Origin of the sequence: Phaeodactylibacter xiamenensis, assembly GCF_965229835.1 — a bacterium.
Classification (GTDB): Bacteria; Bacteroidota; Bacteroidia; order Chitinophagales; family Saprospiraceae; genus Phaeodactylibacter; species Phaeodactylibacter xiamenensis.
This window is the reverse complement of sequence record NZ_OZ245931.1, coordinates 1,211,947-1,230,949: the sequence shown is the minus strand read 5'-3', so window position 1 is coordinate 1,230,949 and position 19,003 is coordinate 1,211,947. Positions and strand designations below refer to the sequence as shown.

The 19,003-nt window shown below is 54.6% G+C and carries 7 protein-coding genes; all 7 read left to right on the top strand.

Features of this window, described 5'->3' with window-relative positions:
* The first annotated feature begins 375 nt into the window (after nucleotides 1-375).
* The 7 genes from ACO08I_RS04450 to ACO08I_RS04420 all read left to right on the top strand — a co-directional run bounded on the left by ACO08I_RS04450 (nucleotide 376) and on the right by ACO08I_RS04420 (nucleotide 18,840).
* The gene (locus ACO08I_RS04450; protein WP_421948618.1) at nucleotides 376-756 is read left to right on the top strand and encodes a hypothetical protein; all 381 of its coding nucleotides are present in this window, start codon (nucleotides 376-378) and stop codon (nucleotides 754-756) included.
* Between the two features lie 42 nt (nucleotides 757-798).
* A complete protein-coding gene (locus tag ACO08I_RS04445) occupies nucleotides 799-2,067 on the top strand; it encodes a hypothetical protein (RefSeq protein ID WP_421948617.1) in 1,269 nt (422 codons plus the stop codon).
* Between the two features lie 90 nt (nucleotides 2,068-2,157).
* Nucleotides 2,158-3,102 (top strand): FISUMP domain-containing protein, encoded by a 945-nt coding sequence (locus ACO08I_RS04440; RefSeq protein ID WP_282775832.1) that lies wholly within the window; start codon nucleotides 2,158-2,160, stop codon nucleotides 3,100-3,102.
* On the top strand, nucleotides 3,087-4,493 hold the full coding sequence (locus tag ACO08I_RS04435) for a TlpA family protein disulfide reductase (protein WP_282775830.1): 1,407 nt from the start codon (nucleotides 3,087-3,089) through the stop codon (nucleotides 4,491-4,493). The genes ACO08I_RS04440 and ACO08I_RS04435 overlap by 16 nt, the downstream gene beginning before the upstream one ends.
* A 34-nt stretch (nucleotides 4,494-4,527) precedes the next feature.
* The gene (locus ACO08I_RS04430) at nucleotides 4,528-16,902 is read left to right on the top strand and encodes an SdrD B-like domain-containing protein (protein WP_421948616.1); all 12,375 of its coding nucleotides are present in this window, start codon (nucleotides 4,528-4,530) and stop codon (nucleotides 16,900-16,902) included.
* A 523-nt stretch (nucleotides 16,903-17,425) separates the two neighbouring features.
* A complete protein-coding gene (locus ACO08I_RS04425; protein WP_421948615.1) occupies nucleotides 17,426-18,133 on the top strand; it encodes a reverse transcriptase domain-containing protein in 708 nt (235 codons plus the stop codon).
* A complete protein-coding gene (locus ACO08I_RS04420; RefSeq protein WP_421948614.1) occupies nucleotides 18,130-18,840 on the top strand; it encodes a reverse transcriptase domain-containing protein in 711 nt (236 codons plus the stop codon). Before ACO08I_RS04425 ends, ACO08I_RS04420 begins: the two co-directional genes overlap by 4 nt.
* Nucleotides 18,841-19,003 lie beyond the last annotated feature (163 nt).

The following is a 19,003-nucleotide window of genomic DNA, read 5'->3' as shown; positions in this document are numbered from 1 at the left end:
AAGGTGCCCGAAAATTAAGTTAAAAGAGATGTTGGTCAGGTGTATGTTTTTTTTGTTTAACTTGTTAAGGATTGATAATCATTGTTATGTGTTATTCGAAATTTCGGAAACTGAGTTTGGATAGGCTTTTAACAGGTTGAGCTGAATGCGGTTCGGGCTGATATTACATAGCTTACAATGCGTATATAGTCAAAACCGTGTACTGTTATCGAAATTTCTGCCAGGCTCCTGCTTTTTTTTCTACTGCGTTGGCGTTTCTTTCAGTTGTGTAGTTTTAAATCCAAGGCTCTTCAGGCGTATTATTGTACCTGTTCAATCAGGTAATCTGATTCATACAGCAATTATAATACTCATTGATAAAATCAAGACACCACAATGAAAAATCAGACCAAAAGGTACAAGCGTACCGGCTTTGCGGTAGCCCATGCTATGTCGGTTACCGTACTCCTGCTGGGCATGATGCTGACCAGCTCTGCTCTTAATGCACAGACTGCCGTAGGTGGGGAAGACCCCGATGCCTCCGCCATATTAGACATTCAAAGTACGGATGCTGGCGTGCTCTTCCCCCGGATGACAGCGACACAGCGAGACGCAATTGCTAATCCGGCACTGAGCCTGATGCTCTTCAATACCACTTCCGGATGTCTGGAAATCAACCTGGGCAGCACTGATACACCAGCCTGGTCGGCTATCGCATGCCTGGAGGAACAAGAGTCTGTAGTTACAGATGAAACTCCTGCGGAGTCCGGGCAGTAACAGTTCTGTTGGATTTAGTCCTCAACTCAAAAACAAAAATCAATGTACACGAATAACACACAGCCCAACCGGGCAAAAAGGGAAGTACTATTCCCGCCTTCAATTCGCACAGTGATGGCCCTTGCCGTACTGCTGCTGCACACGCTGTCCACATCTGCACAAACCGTCATAGGAGGCCTGACGGCTCCCGACGAGTCTGCTATTTTGGATATTAGGAGCACAGAACAGGGCGTCCTTTTCCCCCGTCTCAGCGAGTCAGAGCGCGATGCGGTGGAAAGCCCGGCTTCCGGGCTGATGATTTTCAATACCACTTCTATATGCCTGGAGATGAATGCCGGTACGCCGGAAAGCCCTTCCTGGGTGGAGGTGATCTGCCGGGTTGCTCAGGTAGCGTCCCTTTCCTGCGATGATGCTTCCTTATCGGGAGTATTGCTGTCTGGTGAAGAAGTGTCAGACGCCTCGGTTTCTATTCCGTACACAGGAGGGAATGGGGGGCCTTACAGCGCCCAATCTATTGCTTCCGGCGGCCTGGCGGGGCTGACGGCCAATCTGGCAGCAGGTACAGTAGCGGAAGGGGACAGCTCGCTGACGCTCACCCTGTCGGGCAGCTTTATGGGCTCGGGGGAGGCTTCTTTCCAATTGGAAATTGGAGGGCAGTCCTGTCAGGTGGACTTAAACCTTCCTAATGTAGTTCCTAACAGTTGTGACCCTTCCAGCCCCACCCTTATTGTGGATGTGACCAACCCCGTGACGGGCAAAACATGGATGGACCGTAACCTGGGGGCGTCAAGGGCTGCTACTTCCTCTACCGATGCGGAGGCTGCAGGAAGCTTATTCCAGTGGGGACGCTTTAGCGAAGGGCATCAGTGCCGGAACAGTGCTACGACGTCAACAATCGCAACCACTGCAACGCCTAACTTGGGAAATACATGGGATGGAAAAAAAATCAATACTGGATCTCCGTACAATTGGTTGTCTCCTCAAAGTACGAATCTATGGCAGGGCGTCGATGGGGTCAATAATCCCTGCCCAACGGGTTACCGTTTGCCCACTAAAGCAGAGTGGGAGGCAGAGATTGCAAGCTGGTCTTCGAGTAACACAGCTGGGGCTTATGGTTCTCCCCTTAAACTGGTGACTACGGGTATTCGCGACGCCTTTACCGCAAATATTTTTAATCCAACTGAACAAGGCTGGTACTGGTCCAGTGATACGAATGGAGAAGATCGGATGTATCGTCTAGATATTCTACAGGGGGAGGTTACCCTTTTTAACTCTGCTACAGGCATGGCGGTCCGCTGCATCAAAGACTAAAGGCAGGAACTGAGATCTGCTTATCCATTCTACGCAGGGGAACGATAAATACGTTTTCCTGCAATTGGTAAAACAACAATATTAAACAAAATGTACTTACAATCAAATCAGCGCTACGGGGGCAGTTTCTATGCCCGTGCCGTACTGCTCCTTATTACAATATTCAGCCTTTGCCCGGGAGGGGTACTTGTCGCCCAAACCATTATCGGTGGCGCTACTCCTGACAACAGTAGCATGCTCGATGTGCAGAGCACTGGTAAAGGGGTGCTGTTCCCGCGTATGACCACTGCGCAGCGGGATGAGATCACAAGCCCGGCCACAAGCCTGATGCTTTTCAATACCACTACCGTCTGTCTGGAAATTAATTTGGGCACACCGGATAGCCCGAGCTGGGAGCCTATTGTTTGCCCTGGCACACCTGATGTTACAAACTCTTGTAGTACGACTGCAATTGTAGATGTCACCAACCCCACCACAGGGAAAACGTGGATGGACCGAAACCTGGGGGCCAGCCGCGCCGCAACGAGCGTCGATGATGCAGAGGCTTACGGCTCGCTTTTCCAGTGGGGGCGTTCAGCTGATGGGCATGAGTGCATTAACCGTTATGATGGGGATGGAGTGACTACTTCGGAAACAACAGAGATCCAAAGTGATTCTGATACACCTGAACACGGTGATTTTATTTCAAATGAAGATTGGCGTTCTACCCCTAACGCAGATTTATGGCAGGGGGTTAACGGGACGAACAACCCTTGTCCTCAAGGATATCGGGTGCCTACTGAAGCGGAATGGGATGAGGAAATCGCATCCTGGGAATCCCAAGATATTGCAGGGGCTTTCAGCTCTGTGCTCAAATTGCCAACTGGGGGATATCGGGGTTATGACGGAGACTACTATGGTGTAAACGGGGCTAGTGTTTGGTCTAGTAGCGTTAATGAAAATGATGCTCGATCGCTCTACATTTCATCAAATGGTGTGAACAGGTACGATGATTATAGAGGCGGTGGAAATTCTGTCCGATGTATAAAGGATTGATGGTCAATTTCAACGGGCTGCAATATGGTACCTGGATTAGCAAGTCATTGGGAGCGTCTCCGTTAAGCGGATGGCTGCTCGTAGGTATGTTATTCATAGCTAATGCGGCTACCGCTCAGCGTATCAGCATCTACTTTCCGCACTTTGCCGGACAGGAGTGGGACTTTCTGTTGCCGCAGGGTGATGGGCAGGATACCATTCTCAGCGGGCGTATGCCGGAAGGCGATACCCTGTTTATCGATTGGCCGGCAGCCTACAGCGGTTACCGCGGTATGGGGCGGTGGATGCTCCGTAAGGGCGGAGGGGTAGACATGGTGCTCAATGGGGAGGACTTTCAGATTGTCTGTCCCGACGAGCAGCCAACGGAGGAGCGCATCACCTTTGAAGGTTCAGTAGAGAACCGCTTTCTCCGGGAGCACCACCGCCGTCAGCAGCGGCTGAGAGACCGGTACTCGGTCATGCAGGCAGCTCTGCAGTTGTACGGGCCGGATGAGCCGCTTGCGTCCGTTTTCAGCGCGGAGGCAGCAGCCCTTGCTCAAACCTATGCCAAGCTGCAGGACACCCTCCGCCAAAGTCCTTTGTATGCGGCCCGCTTTCTGGAAATCGTCCAATTCACCCGGGGGCAGGGCACTGCCCTTGGGCAGAAGGAGGAAGTCCTGGCACGAGAGGCAGCCACTTTTCTGGAAAAGGAGATGGATTGGATGGACCTGTACACTTCCAATCATTGGTCCGGGGTGATATACAGTTGGGTACAACTACATACCCAGCTCCTCCAAACGGACAGCCTGCTGCATCAGGGTGCTCTGCAGATCCTTGACCGCATAGCAAGCCCCGAAGCCTTTACTTCCTTCTGCGAGCTGTTCGCACGCTACCTCACCAAGTTTGGAAAAGAGGAAGTGCTGCAGCAGCTATCGGATGCCATGATGCAAAGCGACCGGCTGCTCCGCACACCGGAGTATCTGCTGAAAGCCAATCAGGTGGCTGTGGGGGCAGAAGTGCCTGCTCTGCTTGAAGCGGATGGTAGACCCCTGGCCTGGAATGCGGAGGAAGGGCGGCTAAAGTTGCTGGTGTTCTACCAAAGCACCTGCGGCCCTTGCGAAATCATGCTGCAGCAACTAATGGCCAACTATGATGCCATTAGGCAGGCAGGAGTGGAGGTCATTACCATCAGTGCAGATACCGATCGGCTCACTTTTGAAGATACCGCTTCGGCTTTCCCCTGGGAGCAGCAACTGTTCGACGGGCAGGGCTTCAACGGAGATAATTTTGTGAATTACGGCATAACGGGTACCCCGACGCTTTTTGTGGCGGATGCATCCGGCCGTTTGCTCAGGAGGGCTGTCGATTTGCCTTCCTTATTGCTGTGGCTGGATGCACGGCAAGAGAAATAGATTTTTAAAAGCTAATCAACAAATTAATTTGATCATGAAAAGAAGGTTAACACTATTCTGGCTGGCTCTCCTACTGAGTTGGCCAGGGTTGACATGGGCTCAGCACACCATTACCGGTTGCGAGTCCGTCGAAGGGGAACAGGCGTTCTTCTTTGACACCCTCAGGGTGACTGCCGATGGGCACTTCCTTAATTCGGGTACGGTGCACTACACCTCCGTGAGCGTCATTGTCAACGACGGAGGGTTCTCTGAGACAGGCGAAGACTGTATGGCTGTCTACGATGACCCCTGTGATGCAATGGGGGCAGAGCAGGGCGATAATGTCTTTGATACCAGCCTGGTCAAGACCGATATCTACGCCAATGCACCCATCAGGATGTATAATGTGGAGCAGTTCAGAGATATTCACTTGCAGGGAGAATGGCAGATTTTAGGAGAGTGGGACAGTCCAGGTGATAAAGGAAGCATCATCACAGATCGGACTCAAACAGACGATTTTGTGCACTTTGTAGGTGATGTCAAGATACCTATTCCATCACCAGGTTTTTTCCCTACTGCGGGCATTGATGGTTACGCAGGCTGGACAAGCTTCGAGTCGGAAGAAGGTTTTCCCAGTTTAGAGCTATTACTCAGTGACGATGGGGTGCGGGGTGGTATATACCTTGCTTCAGCTGCACCGGTAGATTGTGGGGTAAGCATGTTTAAGGCTGCTTTCTTTGCAGGCGATCCTACCGCAGCTACCTTACCGCAAGGTGCACCTTTTTCCAGATCGAGCCTGGGCGAGGGCATCGGATTGGTTTCTGATGCAGGTTACTGGGATATTATAGGTCAGGATTCTGCGTTTGTTGTTTTCGTTTTAGGCGAAGGCTTCTTCGATGTAGGTGAGAGCATCAATCCGGCTGACCTTACTTGTGTTGGTTGGACAGGGGAAGAGTGGGCTGATCTTGGGCCAGTTGAAACAGAAGTAAATCCTATTTTTGCATTTATCCGGACAACACCCTTCGTCCCCGACGATTATCAGGCTTTTGCCCTGGGCGTACCATACGAAGCACCGGTCATTACTGCCGGCGAGCAGCAGGCCATTTGCTGGCGTACGGAGGGTGCCGAGATCACAGCCGAACAGGAAACAGGCCCTGCCACCTTATTCTATCAGTGGCAGTCCAATATGTCGGACCCTGATGACGAAGCAGGGTGGGAAAACGTTATGGGCGCTACTTCGCTTAGCCTGAATCCGGGAGAATTGGAGACCACGACCTGGTTCCGCCTCAGGGCGTCTTTTGATAACCTCGACTTCGAGACCCTGCAGCCCTCCGAGGTGGTAGAGATTTTCGTGGAGCCGACCGACTGCGATGGCGATGGCATTGACGACCTCACGGAGGCTGGGCCCGACCCGGACAATCCGATCGATGCCGACGAGGATGGCACACCGGATTACCTTCAGGCTTGCAGCCCTATGCAAGAACCCGGTTATACTGATTACAATGCAGAAAATCTGTTTTGGCTGGAAGAAGACTGCGACGGGGACGGGCTGACCAATGAGGAAGAACTGGACCTCGGCACAGACCCCTACAATGAAGACACCGATGGGGATGGGGTGAGCGACTTTGAGGAAAGCTGTGGGTATTACTTTTTCTGGGCAGGAGAATTCACCCAGGAAGATGAGAACACAGTGTCTGGTTTAATTAATGATATAGGTTTCACTTACACTTCCAGCACGCCTGTGGTGTTAAATGGGGGCATTGCTAATTCTGGCGTTTTTCCTCAGTCTTACAATGTACCACCAATAAATCCGGTAATCCGAAACACCAAGATTAATAATAACACATTGACCTTTGATGAGCCGATAGAGAACCCAGTGTTTCTTTTCTCTTCAGTGGGTAGCCCTGAAATTGCAGTGAGCATTCTATTTGAAGTGCCGGTAGAAGTTGAGTGGTCACAAAATGTAACCCAGGAAGACTCTACCTCAATTACAGGAATGGAAGGCCGGGTTATTTTACGTGTACCCGGGACCCATACCTCAATTGATTTTACCTATCCGGTAGAGGAGAATTATAGCAACTTTTACTTTGGTTATGCAGAAAGCTTTGGTGCTTGTACTCCGGATGGAGTGAATACAGCTGTTGATGTTTGTGCACCCGCGCAAGACCCCGGCTACACAGGCTACGATGCAGACAATGCCACCTGGGCTGCCGACGACTGCGATGAGGACGGGCTGACGAATGGAGAAGAAGTTGCTTTGGGCACCGATCCTTATCTGGGCGATACCGACGGAGACGGCGTGAGCGACTCAGCTGAGGACGAGCAGTCCTCTGACCCACTAGACTCCTGTGACCCTGTGCAGGCGGAAGGCTATGAAGGCTATGTTTCAACCAATGAAATCTGGGCAACAGCCGATTGTGATGCCGACGGGCTGACGAATGCGGATGAACTGGAGCTGGGCACTGACCCCTACAATGCGGATACAGACGATGACGGTGTAACGGACGGGCAGGAAGCAATGACAGATTCTACTGATCCGCTGGAGCCCTGCGAATACGAGTTTGCATCGGTTACGCTGCCTAAAGGCGCCCTGTGGGCTGCCGCCGATTGTGATGGCGACGGGCTGACCAATGAGGATGAGCAGGACGAGAATACGGATACAGACGGCGACGGAGTCGTTGACTTCTTTGACCTGGATAGTGATAATGATGGTATTTTGGATAGTGTAGAAGGTGTTTACAGTTGTGGTACAGGAGGGACACAGTTTTTTCTTAACGACTTTGGCACCCCGGGTGCGAATAGCGAGGCAGAGGCTTTAAATACTTCAGAAATCTATAATGGCGCTATAGGAGTTGGTGATGGAGACTCTTTGTCAAGCAGTTTGATCCCCGGCTACACCTACACTTGGCTCAATGATGGGAATTTTGACCCTGGATCAACAAGTGATTTTGATCCTTCTTTGAGAGTGGTAGTTGATGGGCAGTACGCTGTGATTTCTAATGTAAGGCTATCCGGAGGAGGCTGGGGAATTCAGGGAGGCGATCATACTACGCAGGGCAGTGATGTCAGAGATGGAGGCATGTTGATGATTAATGGTGCTAACCCTGGAGAGGTTGCTTTTCGGCAACCCGTTACGGGCCTGGAAGTGGGAAAGAACCATGTCTTTTCTGCCTGGGTTGCTGATTTTTGCGCGAATTGCTACCCGGGAAGTAACAGGCCAAATCTTGAATTTCGAGTTTCTGATTCAGAAGGAGTTACCCTTGCTTCCAACCAAACGGGGCAGTTGTTCTTCCCAGCAGTTGATACGTTAACCTGGACTGAATATAGTCTTGAGTTTGAGGCGACGACTCCTACTGTTACAGTTGAGCTGATCAGTTTTGCGCCAGCTGGAGGAGGTAATGACTTTGCATTGGACGATATTAGTCTAAGGTCATGTCCTAGCTTTGCATTTGTGGCCGACATAGACGGAGACGGCATCCCGAACCACCTGGACCTGGACAGCGACGGGGACGGCTGCTTTGACGCGGTGGAAGCGAGCGGGGATTTCAGCCCTGCGGCGCTGGACAACGATGGCCGCTTTTTGGGCGGTGTTGATGAAAATGGCATACCGCTGGCGGTATTAGACGCCGGTGGAGATGAAGGGAATGAGGCCAATACACCTTCCACAGCAGCTGTTGAGGAGGGTCCTGCCGGCCTGTCGATCACAGATAAGTGGCTGGACGATGAGCTGTTCGATGAGCTCTGCGGCTCCGACCTTGGGGGCTTTGTCTGGCTGGACAACGACCGCAACGGCTTGTTCCTGCAGCAGGAAGCCTCGCTGCCGGGCACAAGCTCCATGCCTTCTTCTGAAGAAGTGCTGCCCGGCGTACAGGTACGCCTGTACGGTACCGATATTATCGGGCGGGAAATCGACACGTTGCAGACAGCCGATGCTGACGGTTACTACCTCTTCGAGCTGGTGCTGGCGGGCGACTACTGCATGGAGATTAGCTTCGAGGGGCTGGACAATGCGGAAGACTACGTGCTGACCATACCTAATGTAGAGTTCAACGCTATCGACAGCCTGGACTCCGACTACTCCCTGGAAGGGGAGCGTTGCTTTACTTTGGAGACCGGTGCGGAGAACGTCTATGACCTGAACGCCGGTGTCTTCCTTGATGCGGACGGCGACTTTATCCCGGACGTGAACGACCCGGACATTGGCGGCGAGATGCTGGACCCACAGGGCTTCATCTACTGTGAGAACAGTGGCGAGATCATCAGCGGAGCAACCATTGAGGTGACGGGCCCGGGCAATGTGACGATGGTCGCGGACGGCTCTACGGGCTTCTATCAGTGGTTTGTGGACGCAAGCGGGACCTACACGATGACACTGAATGCCCCGGCTGGGTATGATATCAGCACGGACTGCACCGACAGCGGGCAGCTGGACCCCGAGCCGGGCATCACGATTGTGGGCAGCTCGGAAGAAGCGATGAGCGGCTTCATGGAAGACGCGTCCTGCGGTGCGAACCCATTCTACATGGAGTTTGTGCTTTCACCGGGCGACCTGGTGCTGAACAACAACCTGCCGTTGGTATGTGCCGAGATCGGCGACCGTGCATGGAAGGACTTCGACCGTGACGGTCTGCAGAGCCCCGGCGAGCCGGGCTTAGGCTTCACGGAAGTGCGGCTGCTGGACTGCTCGGGCAACGGCGTGGACACAGTGGTGTCGGACATCGAAGGGCGCTTTTTGTTCACCGGGCTTCCTGCGGGCGGCTACGTGCTGGACTACGAAGGGCGTGCCGAATGGGCCGGCAGCCTGCCGAACCTGTGGTCGTATGCGGGCTATCAGGCCGGCGCAGCGGAGCTGGACTCCGATATTACGGCGAGCGGTTCCACGGAGTGCGTGACGCTGGGCGTAGGGGAGAAGAACTACACAGTGGACGGCGGCTACGAAGTGCCGTACACGTACAGCTGCAACTGCGACGGCTCGATCACTTTGGAGTGGTCGCCGATCAGCGGGGAGCCTGGCGTGACGTACACGGTAGACATAGAAGACAGCGCGGGCAACCCGGTGCTGGACTACGTGAACATGACAGAAACGAGCGTGACGATCGCCCACGGCACGCTGCAGAACGGCGAGGAGTACCGCCTTGCGATCACGGAGAACATCAGTACGAGCAATGTGGTGTCCATCACCGGGCCACTGTACGCAGACTGCAACCCTGTGCCAATGGCATCGGTCATAAGCGCTGCGGGCCCTGCGTGCCCCGGCGGCACAGACGGCAGCGTATTGTTTGAGCTGGAAGAATCAGGCTGTGCGGGCCGCTACGCGGTGTACCTGGAGCAGGCTGGCAGCGATATATTGGTTGCAGCGGACACGACGCTGGCGAATAGCTTCAGCGTGAGCGGGCTTGGCGAAGGCAGCTACAGCCTCCGGGTAGAGCTATTGGACACGCTGAGCTGCGGCTACGGCGTAGGGTGCTTCCCGCTGGAGGTGGAAGATTTTGTGGTGCTGTCCAATCAGGACATGGAAGGCCCGTCGCTGGAGGTTTCAGCGCAGGGCGGCGTAGGGCTGGGCTCTGGCGCGTCGTTCACTTATACGCCCCCAGAAGGGGAGTGCGGCGTACAGCTGGAGTGGCTGGCGGTCGCCACGGACAACTGCAGCGCAGCGGGTTCCATCCCGCTGAGCGTGAGCATCGAGAGCGATGTTGCAGGCGTAAGCCCGTGGGCGACGGTGACGGTAGCGCCCCTTTCAAGCCAGGGCAGTACGGTCACGTCAGTATACTTACTTTCCTCAGGCGATGCATCTAATGATAATTTGATGGTAGCGCAACTGGAGTCTACCGGTAGGCTCTCGGTTACACTAGGGGAAGAGTTTTGGGAAATGGACGGTACAGAAGACTTATCCGCCTATGATGTGGTCTTTTTACAGGCGAACTTTAACTGGAATAACCCACTTTCGGCAGAGGCAGCTGCTAATTTAACTGCTTACGTTGAGAATGGCGGAGGCCTGGTCACTTCTGAGTGGTCAGTATGGAATGCAGCTTATAATACAGGCAGTGGATCATGGGATGCTTTATTGCCTATTCTTCCGGTAGATTTAGCTGAGATAAACGGTGAAGACTATTTAGGGGAAGCAGATGTCACTTACACCAGCGTGAATAGTGAGCCATTAGTCAATGATGGTTTGTCAAGCTCTTTTGTATTTACTCCCTCGGATGCGAGCGGTACGGTTTCCTTATTTACGGCAAAAGCTGGGGCTACTGTCTTTTACGATATGGCAGCCTCATATGATGGCTATGACTATACAGCTGTGGGAATGGCTGGCTGGGCATATCAGTCTGGCCGTGTTTTCTCGTTCAATGGTACCAATGGAGCTACAGAAATTGCTAACGACGCTAACCTGCGCCAATTGCTGATTAATGCGCTCAATTGGAGTAGCGGCCAGACGGAGACGGTCGTTTATTCGGTGAGCCTGCACGCAGGCATAGGCACGAACACAGTGGTGCTGACCGCCACAGACGAGGCGGGCAACAGCACGGAGCTGTCCTACGAGATCACGGTAGTGGACAGCCGCGCCCCGGAGATCTACGGCCCTGGCGACATGCAGGTGCAGATCCCGGGCTGCGAAGACAGCGCCCCTGTGAACTGGCAGGTATCAGCAATAGACGACTGCAGCCTGGACGTGGAGCTGGAGCAGATCAGCGGCCCGCAGCCGGGCGATGTGCTGGCGCCAGGCACCTACACAGTAGTCTACGAGGCTACAGACGGCTACGGCAATACGAGCCAGTACAGCTTTGACATCACCCTCACGCAGGCGCAGAGCCCGGCACCGATCGTGGACGTGTCCGGCAACGGGCAGTTCGTGATCGAAGACTGTGCTGAGGACGGCTTTATCGTCTTTTCAGGCCATATTTATGACTGCGAGCTGCAGCCGGGCGATGTGCCCGACGGGCTGATCAGCATCAGCGGTGCGCCACTGGAGATCACCTACATCCTGGTGAACGAGGGCTATGCGTACTTCGAAGCCACGGGCAACCTGAGCGCGGGCAGCTACCTGATCGTTACCAGCTACGAAGGGGTAACAATAGGCCATGCTGTAGAAGTGGTGCAAGACCCGGACACGCCGGCGGTAATAACGATGCCCGGCAACCTGGCCTACCAGGTGCCGAACTGCGAAGGCGAAGCAGCGGTAAGCTTTGCGGTACAGCTGGAAGACGACTGCGATGAAGACTTTGGCACAGCCAGCTTCACGGTGAACGGAGCGCCAGCGCCCCCATTCGACGCAACGCTGTCGGGCCCTGCGAACGGCTACTTCGCGTGGAGCCTGAGCCTGCCACCTGGCGTGTACACCATCGTGGGCACGTACACCGATGGCGGCGGCAATACCACCGAGGCTACGGCTACAATTACGGTGAACGCGGACGAAGACAATTCCGCCCCAATCATCGTGTACCCATCGCAGAACATCACGGAGGAACTGGACCCCTGTGGGCCGGACGAGGCAGAAATCTGCTTCCAGGCTACGGCCATTGACGATTGCGAGGGCGATATTGTGCCCACGGTAACGGTGACAGGCCCTGGCGGCGCTGCCATCCAGGTGACGGCAGACGGCACTACCTACTGCTTCACAGCGGGCCCTGGCCAGTACACGGTGAGCATAGGCGCGGTGGACGCAGCGGGCAACAGCACAAGCGAAGCCTTCGGGGTGTCTGTCACACAAGACGATGCGCCGGAAGCGAACCTGGCGTGCAACGATGACATCAACGTAACGCTGGATGAGAACTGCTCGCGCGTTATCACAGCAGATATGGTGCTGGAAGGCAACTTCGGCTGCCTGCAGGAAGACGATTTCGCCATCACTATCGTCAACGATGACAACCCCGCCAACGGCAACATCCTTGACGGGCACGGGCAGTGGATTTACGAGATTGATGGGCCGGACGTAGCAGGCTTCGAGCCATGCTGGGGCTTCATTACTGGCGAAGACAAGACAGCACCAGTTGTTGATTGCCCGGACGACACAGACGTAGCGACAATCTCTGAGTCTGTACAGAAGATCCAGGGCGCCCTGGAGACGACTGACGCACAGCTTGAGCTTGCGGACTACTCTTGCTTCCTTGACGGAGCAGGCCCAGTTGCAGGCGGGCAGTACTACGACATCATCGAGTTCCAGGTGAGCGCCGATGATATCTACACGATCTACCTGAACACCTCATGGGGCGACGGCTTCACTGCACTGTACCAGGGCAGCTTCGACGCGGACAGCCCATGTGAGAATATCCTTTACGCAGCGGACGACAACATCCTTGGCAACGCAGGCCCGATCGGCGGCTTGTTCGACCCACAGGTGCGCGTGACGCTGCCACTGCGTGCATACGAGACGTACTTCGTGCTGGTTTCCAGCTTCGGCTCAGACGTGACGGGCTCCTACGAGCACACGATCTTCAGCGACGGCAACGGCCTTGTAGGCGCATGGAACTTTACAGAAACGATGCTGCCAGACTGGACGATCCAGTATGACACGACGTTCTCTGCACTGCCATCGACTACTGAGCAGCTGTCTATCCCGCTGTTCTGTGACGACTTCGGCCAGATCTACGGCGGCGACGCAGGTTCTGTAGCACAGGAGACCGCATTCATCAGCGGCACTTACCAGTGGGTAGGCGCGCCAAGTGCGACGGACAACTGCGACGACAACGTAGACATCACAGCGACGGACAGCTTCACTTCTTCAGGTGACTGTGGCGACGTAGTGATCACGCGCACGTTCACTGCTATTGACGACCAGGGGCTGACAGACGAGTGCCAGCAGCAGATCACGATCCGCAAGCCAACGCTTGACGACGTGAACTTCCCAAGCTTCACAGCAGTGGTAGAGTGCGACGAAGACTTCCCAACGCTAGCGAACGGCAACCCGGCTCCAGAGCTGACCGGCTATCCGTTCATCTTCACAGCGTTCGGCATCTTTGACATCGCTCCGAATTACTGCAACATCGGCGCTTCTTACGAAGACCTGCCAACAGTAGACGAGTGCGAAGGCCGCTTCAAGTTCCGCCGTGAGTGGACTATCTTTGACTGGTGCGACCCAGGCAGCTCATTGATCGCTAACCAGCTGATCAAAGTAGGCGACTACACAGCGCCAGAGGTGTCTTGCCCAGCGGGCACGCCAATCGCTTACTCTACAAGCCCATTCTCTTGCGGTGCATCTTTCGAAGTGCCAATGCCAAGCGTGAGCGACAACTGCTCTAACGTAACGGTATACACCGAGATCGTGACGACAACAGAGGAAGAGGTGATCAACCAGTACGGCCTGCCAACTGGCCAGTTCGTGATTGACACCGTAGTGGTGCGCACAATCCAGCCTGGCGCGAACCGTTTTGTATCCTCTATCCCATTCGGCGGCCACTTCTTCCGCTATGTGGCAGAAGACGACTGCGGCAATGAGACAGAGCTGTACTGCCCATTCTCCGTAATCGACGAGATCGAGCCAGTGGCAGTATGCGACGACCAGCTGAACGTAAGCATCGGCGGCGGCAACATCGTGCCTGGCCAGCCAGCGCTAGCACGGGTGTTCGCATCTGACGTTGACGAAGGCTCCTGGGACAACTGCGGCGATGTATCTATCGCGATCTTCCGCAACAACTTCAACCCGGTCACTTACACTTGCGGCACGCAGAACAGCGTAACCGGCGATTTCGTCGACTTCTTCTGCTGTGACGTAGGCGTTACATCTGATATCACACTGGTGGTGACGGACCAGTACGGCAACCAGAACTCCTGCTGGCTGAGCGTTACGCCAGAGGACAAGATCAACCCATTCTGTGATGCGCCAGACAACGTAGTTGTGGATTGCGACGGCCTGCCATACGGCTTCGACGCATCTGACGCAGATCAGCTGGAAGGCCTGTTCGGCATGGCGACTGGCGCAGACAACTGCGGCGTAGCAGACGTACAGCAGGTAGCAGCGAACGCTGACCTGGAGTGCGGCTACGGCTCTATCACTCGTATCTTCCGCGTCACTGACGTGAACGGCCTGAGCAGCACGAACAGCTGTGTGCAGGTGATCACGATCAATGAGGTGCACAACTACGAGATCTACTTCCCTGAAGATGCTGAGGCGAACTGTGGTACGCCAACGCCAGACACCGTTGAGTACAACGAGCTTGGCTGTGACCTGCTTGCAGTGACAAGCAGCGACGAGCAGTTCTCTGCATCCGGCGACGAGTGCTACAAGATCTTCCGTACGTGGAAGGTGATCAACTGGTGCCAGTATGACGGCGAGAGCGACCCCTACATCGTAGGCCGCGACGAGGACTGCAACGGCACGCCAGGCGACGGCGACCGCATTGCGAACAACGGCAACGGCTTCTGGCTGCTTGCACGCCCGAACGGCAAGATCTACTTCGACCAGGACACAGACGAGACGCCTAGCAACAACGTGCCAGGGTTCAACTTCTGCGGCACTTCCAATGACTACTACGACTTTGACTACGATGAGACGGGCTACTACCAGTACACTCAGATCATCAAGGTATACGACGACACAGCGCCTGAGATCAGCTTCACTGCGCCAGACGCATTCTGCTCACTGGACAACGTGAACTGTGACGCGAACGTGACTTATCCGTTCAGCATCGAAGAGGACTGTACGCCGGACGACCTGACGATCAAGGTGTTCCTGGACCCATTCCTGAGCGGCGACCTTGTGGAGCTGACAGGCGTGGTATCTGGCTCCTACCCAGACTACACGATCACAGTGAACGGCCTGCCAATCGGCAGCCACGCGTTCGAAGTGCACGTACTGGACGGCTGCGGCAACTCTGACCTTGCCATCCTGCCATTCGACATCATCGACTGCAAGGCGCCAGCGCCATTCTGCCTGAACGGCATTGCAATTGAGCTGATGCCAGTAGACGAGGACGGCGACAACCTGCCAGACCCGGGCGCCGGCATGGCTGAGATCTGGGCGAGCGACTTCGTTGCTTCCCCAATCACAGACTGCTCTGAGCCGATCAAGTACTCCATCAACCGCGCAGGCGAGCCTAACGGCCCTGACCAGACCGGCCTTGTGCTGACCTGTGACGACGAAGGCACGCTGGTGATCGAGATCTGGGCGTACGATGCAGCGGGCAACAGCGACTTCTGCGAGACGTACATCCTGGTACAGGACAACATGGGCGTATGCGGCGGGTCCAGCCCACTTGCAGCCGGTGCGGTCAATACCGAGAACAACGAGCCTGTAGAGCAGGTAGAAGTGAGCCTTTCCGGCCAGGCTTCTACAGCGATGACAACTCAGAACGACGGCGCTTACGTATTCACGAACCTGACATCAGGGCTTGACTACACGATCACGCCACAGCGCGACGGCGACTACCTCAACGGTGTGTCTACGTTCGACCTGGTACTGATCAGCAAGCACATCCTGGGCGTTGGCCCGCTGAGCACGCCATACCAGCGCATCGCAGCGGACGTTAACAACTCTGGCTCTATCACTACTCTGGACTTGATCCAGCTGCGCAAGCTGATCCTGTCCATCGATACAGAGTTCGCTAACAACACCAGCTGGCGCTTTGTAGAGGAAGCTTACGTCTTCCCAGACCCATCTAACCCATGGGCAGAGCAGTTCCCGGAAGTGATCAACATCAACGACCTGCCTGCGACCAGCATCACAGATGCGGACTTCGTAGCGGTGAAGATTGGTGATGTGAACGGAGATGCAACAGCGAACAGCTTTGCAGTAGTTGACGAGCGCAGCTACGAAGGCGCTTTCGCGCTGCAGACAGACGAGCAGGAGCTGAAGGCGGGCAACGAGTACCGCGTAAGCTTCACAGCTGCTGAGCTGGCACGCATCGAGGGCTACCAGGCGACGCTGACGCTGAGCAACGGCGTAGAGCTGGTAGACATCGTAAGCGGTGTAGCTACTGAAGACAACTTCGGCCTGGCTTACCTGGGCGAAGGCATGATCACGACAAGCTGGCACTGGGCGTCCGGAGCTTCCGCGAAGGCGCCAACGGGCATTGAGCTGTTCACACTGGTATTGCGCGCAAACAGCGACGTGATGCTGAGCGAAGTACTGGGCGTAAGCTCAGCAGTTACGAAGGCAGAAGCTTACGGCAAAGACGGCAGCTTCCAGGACGTAGCGATCGAGTTTGGCTCCGCCTCCGCTACAGCTTCGGCGGACAGGTTCGAGCTGTACCAGAACCAGCCGAACCCATTCAAGGGCGAGACTGTGATTGGCTTCAACCTGCCAGAGGCAGCACAGGTGACGATCACCATCAGCGACGTAACCGGCAAGGTACTGAAACTGTACCGCCAGGATGGCTCTAAAGGCTACAACCACATCACGGTTAAGTCTTCCGAGCTGGCGGCGACTGGCGTAGTGCAGTACACGGTCAGCACCGGTACGCACAGCGCGACGAAGCATATGGTGATTGTGGAATAGCAGTCACACGATTTGTATTGGGAGTATAATTTAGCGGGGCGTGTTGTATTTTCACGCCCTGCTTTTACTCGTGATTGTGAGACAGTTTTGTGCTAATTCAAAGCGCCCCGCACCGGTATTTGGTGTGGGGCTTTTTGTGAGTTATGCATGCCTGTCATTTTAAGATGTAAGACCTGAGCGGGCCCAGAAGGCTGGGAACCGTTAGCGAAGGGCAAGGGTGTCCACCGTGAGGTGGAATCTGAAGGAAGCCCGTAGCAAAAGTGGGTTGTGACGAACAGGAATCGGATATAAGGCCGAAGTTGGGGGTAATCCGGCAATAAACGGAGACGCCCGAAAGCCTTCCGTAACCAACTTAGGTAAATCCGGCGCAATTCACGGAAAAGAGGCATACTTACCATGGGAGGTCTCCGGCCCCGAGAGGGGAGGAGAAGTCAGTCGAGGTCATAGTACGGACCGTTTTTTTTACGGGAAGGAAGGACCGAATCTTTAAACCAAGGCAGTTTTTTTTAACAGGCGGCAAGCCATGAAGAACTCAGCAAAACATCAGGGCAGTCAGATAAGTCTAGCAGAGCTAGACGAATGGCAAGCAGATGGGTTGGTTTGGAGCGGTGCGAACGTAAGCGTTGCTGCGAATAAACGAACCGAGGAGTGGCTTGCGGATTGTAAGAAAGAACGAGCCTTGACCGTAGATTTGATGGGCCGCATAGCGGATCTGTCAAATTTAAGCCAAGCTTGCCGCAGAGTAATCTCAAACGGCGGGCGAGGCGGAGTAGATGGGATGGAGGTTGAGGGACTGCAGGAGTGGTTCAGCCGCCACCACGAAGCACTTCGTCAAGACTTGCTAAATGGTAAATACTATCCCAGCGCAGTACGGGGAGTAAAGATACCAAAGCCTAGGGGGAGCTACTGCCAATTGGGTATCCCCACAGTAAAAGACCGTCTGGTACAACAGGCGATCTTGCAGGTACTCAGCCCCCGTTATGAACGCATATTCTCCGATTACAGCTATGGTTTTCGGCCTGGGCGCAGTGCACGCCAGGCTCTACAACAAGCCGGAGCATATGTGGGGTCAGGCAAGAGGTACGTGGTGGATCTGGACCTAGCCAAGTTTTTCGATGAGGTCAATCATGATCGACTATTACACCTGTTAAGTACCCGGATCGGGGATAAACGCCTGCTCAAACTGATACATCGCTTCCTCAAGGCAGGGATGCTGGAAGGGGGGGGATGAATCAACGCATCAAAGGTACGCCGCAAGGCGGCCCCCTGTCCCCACTGCTGTCCAACATCGTACTAGACGAACTGGACAAGGAGTTGGAAAGACGAGGGCACTGCTTTGTACGTTATGCTGACGATGTGATCGTACTGGTAGGCAGCGAATGCTCCGCTGAACGGGTACAAAACAGTCTGATCAACTATCTGGAAGGCAAATTGAGGCTAAAAGTGAATCGCCAAAAGAGCCGGATAGTAAAGTGTTGGGGCATCAATTTCCTAGGCCACGGGATCAATGTAGACGGGAGTTTGATCTTAACCTGGCCCAGCGAGGACCGGCTGAAAGGCAAACTACGTCAGGTTACCCGTCGCAACCGAGGCTGCAGCTTTGACCAGCTCATCGCGCAGGTCAACCGACGCATGCAAGGTTGGCTGTATTACTTCCGATATGCAAAGATGAGAAAGAAGCTAGCGAGCCTGTGTAGTTGGCTCAAACACCGACTGCGATGTTATCGCCTCAAGCAATGCAAGCGAGCCATCGGAATAGCCAGATGGCTGCAAAAGTTGGGCATTCCAAAGAATCGAAGCTGGACAACTGCGGCTAGCCGCCGAGGATGGTGGCGAAAGGCATGCACCCCAGCGGCGTATGAAGGAATGAACAACAGCTGGTTCGCTGATCAAGGCTTAATTGATGTGATGAACGTCTACTCCCGGTTACACGTCTAAAGAAACCGCCGAGTACGAGAGTACGCTCGGTGGTGTGAGAGGACGATAAGGCCGGGCTTGCGCCTGCCCTCATCTCCTACTCGATTGTTTTGTATGGCATGCAGGCGTAATTCCACAGAGCTGTAAGAAGCCCAGATACCTAATCGGCGGTAGGCGAATACGA

What these genes read in the sequence shown, in the direction of transcription:
- ACO08I_RS04425 (WP_421948615.1), top strand. Translation starts at nt 17,426, where the DNA reads ATGAAGAACTCAGCAAAACATCAGGGCAGTCAGATAAGTCTAGCAGAG.
- ACO08I_RS04440 (WP_282775832.1), top strand. Translation starts at nt 2,158, where the DNA reads ATGTACTTACAATCAAATCAGCGCTACGGGGGCAGTTTCTATGCCCGT.
- ACO08I_RS04445 (WP_421948617.1), top strand. Translation starts at nt 799, where the DNA reads ATGTACACGAATAACACACAGCCCAACCGGGCAAAAAGGGAAGTACTA.
- ACO08I_RS04450 (WP_421948618.1), top strand. Translation starts at nt 376, where the DNA reads ATGAAAAATCAGACCAAAAGGTACAAGCGTACCGGCTTTGCGGTAGCC.
- ACO08I_RS04435 (WP_282775830.1), top strand. Translation starts at nt 3,087, where the DNA reads ATGTATAAAGGATTGATGGTCAATTTCAACGGGCTGCAATATGGTACC.
- ACO08I_RS04430 (WP_421948616.1), top strand. Translation starts at nt 4,528, where the DNA reads ATGAAAAGAAGGTTAACACTATTCTGGCTGGCTCTCCTACTGAGTTGG.
- ACO08I_RS04420 (WP_421948614.1), top strand. Translation starts at nt 18,130, where the DNA reads ATGAATCAACGCATCAAAGGTACGCCGCAAGGCGGCCCCCTGTCCCCA.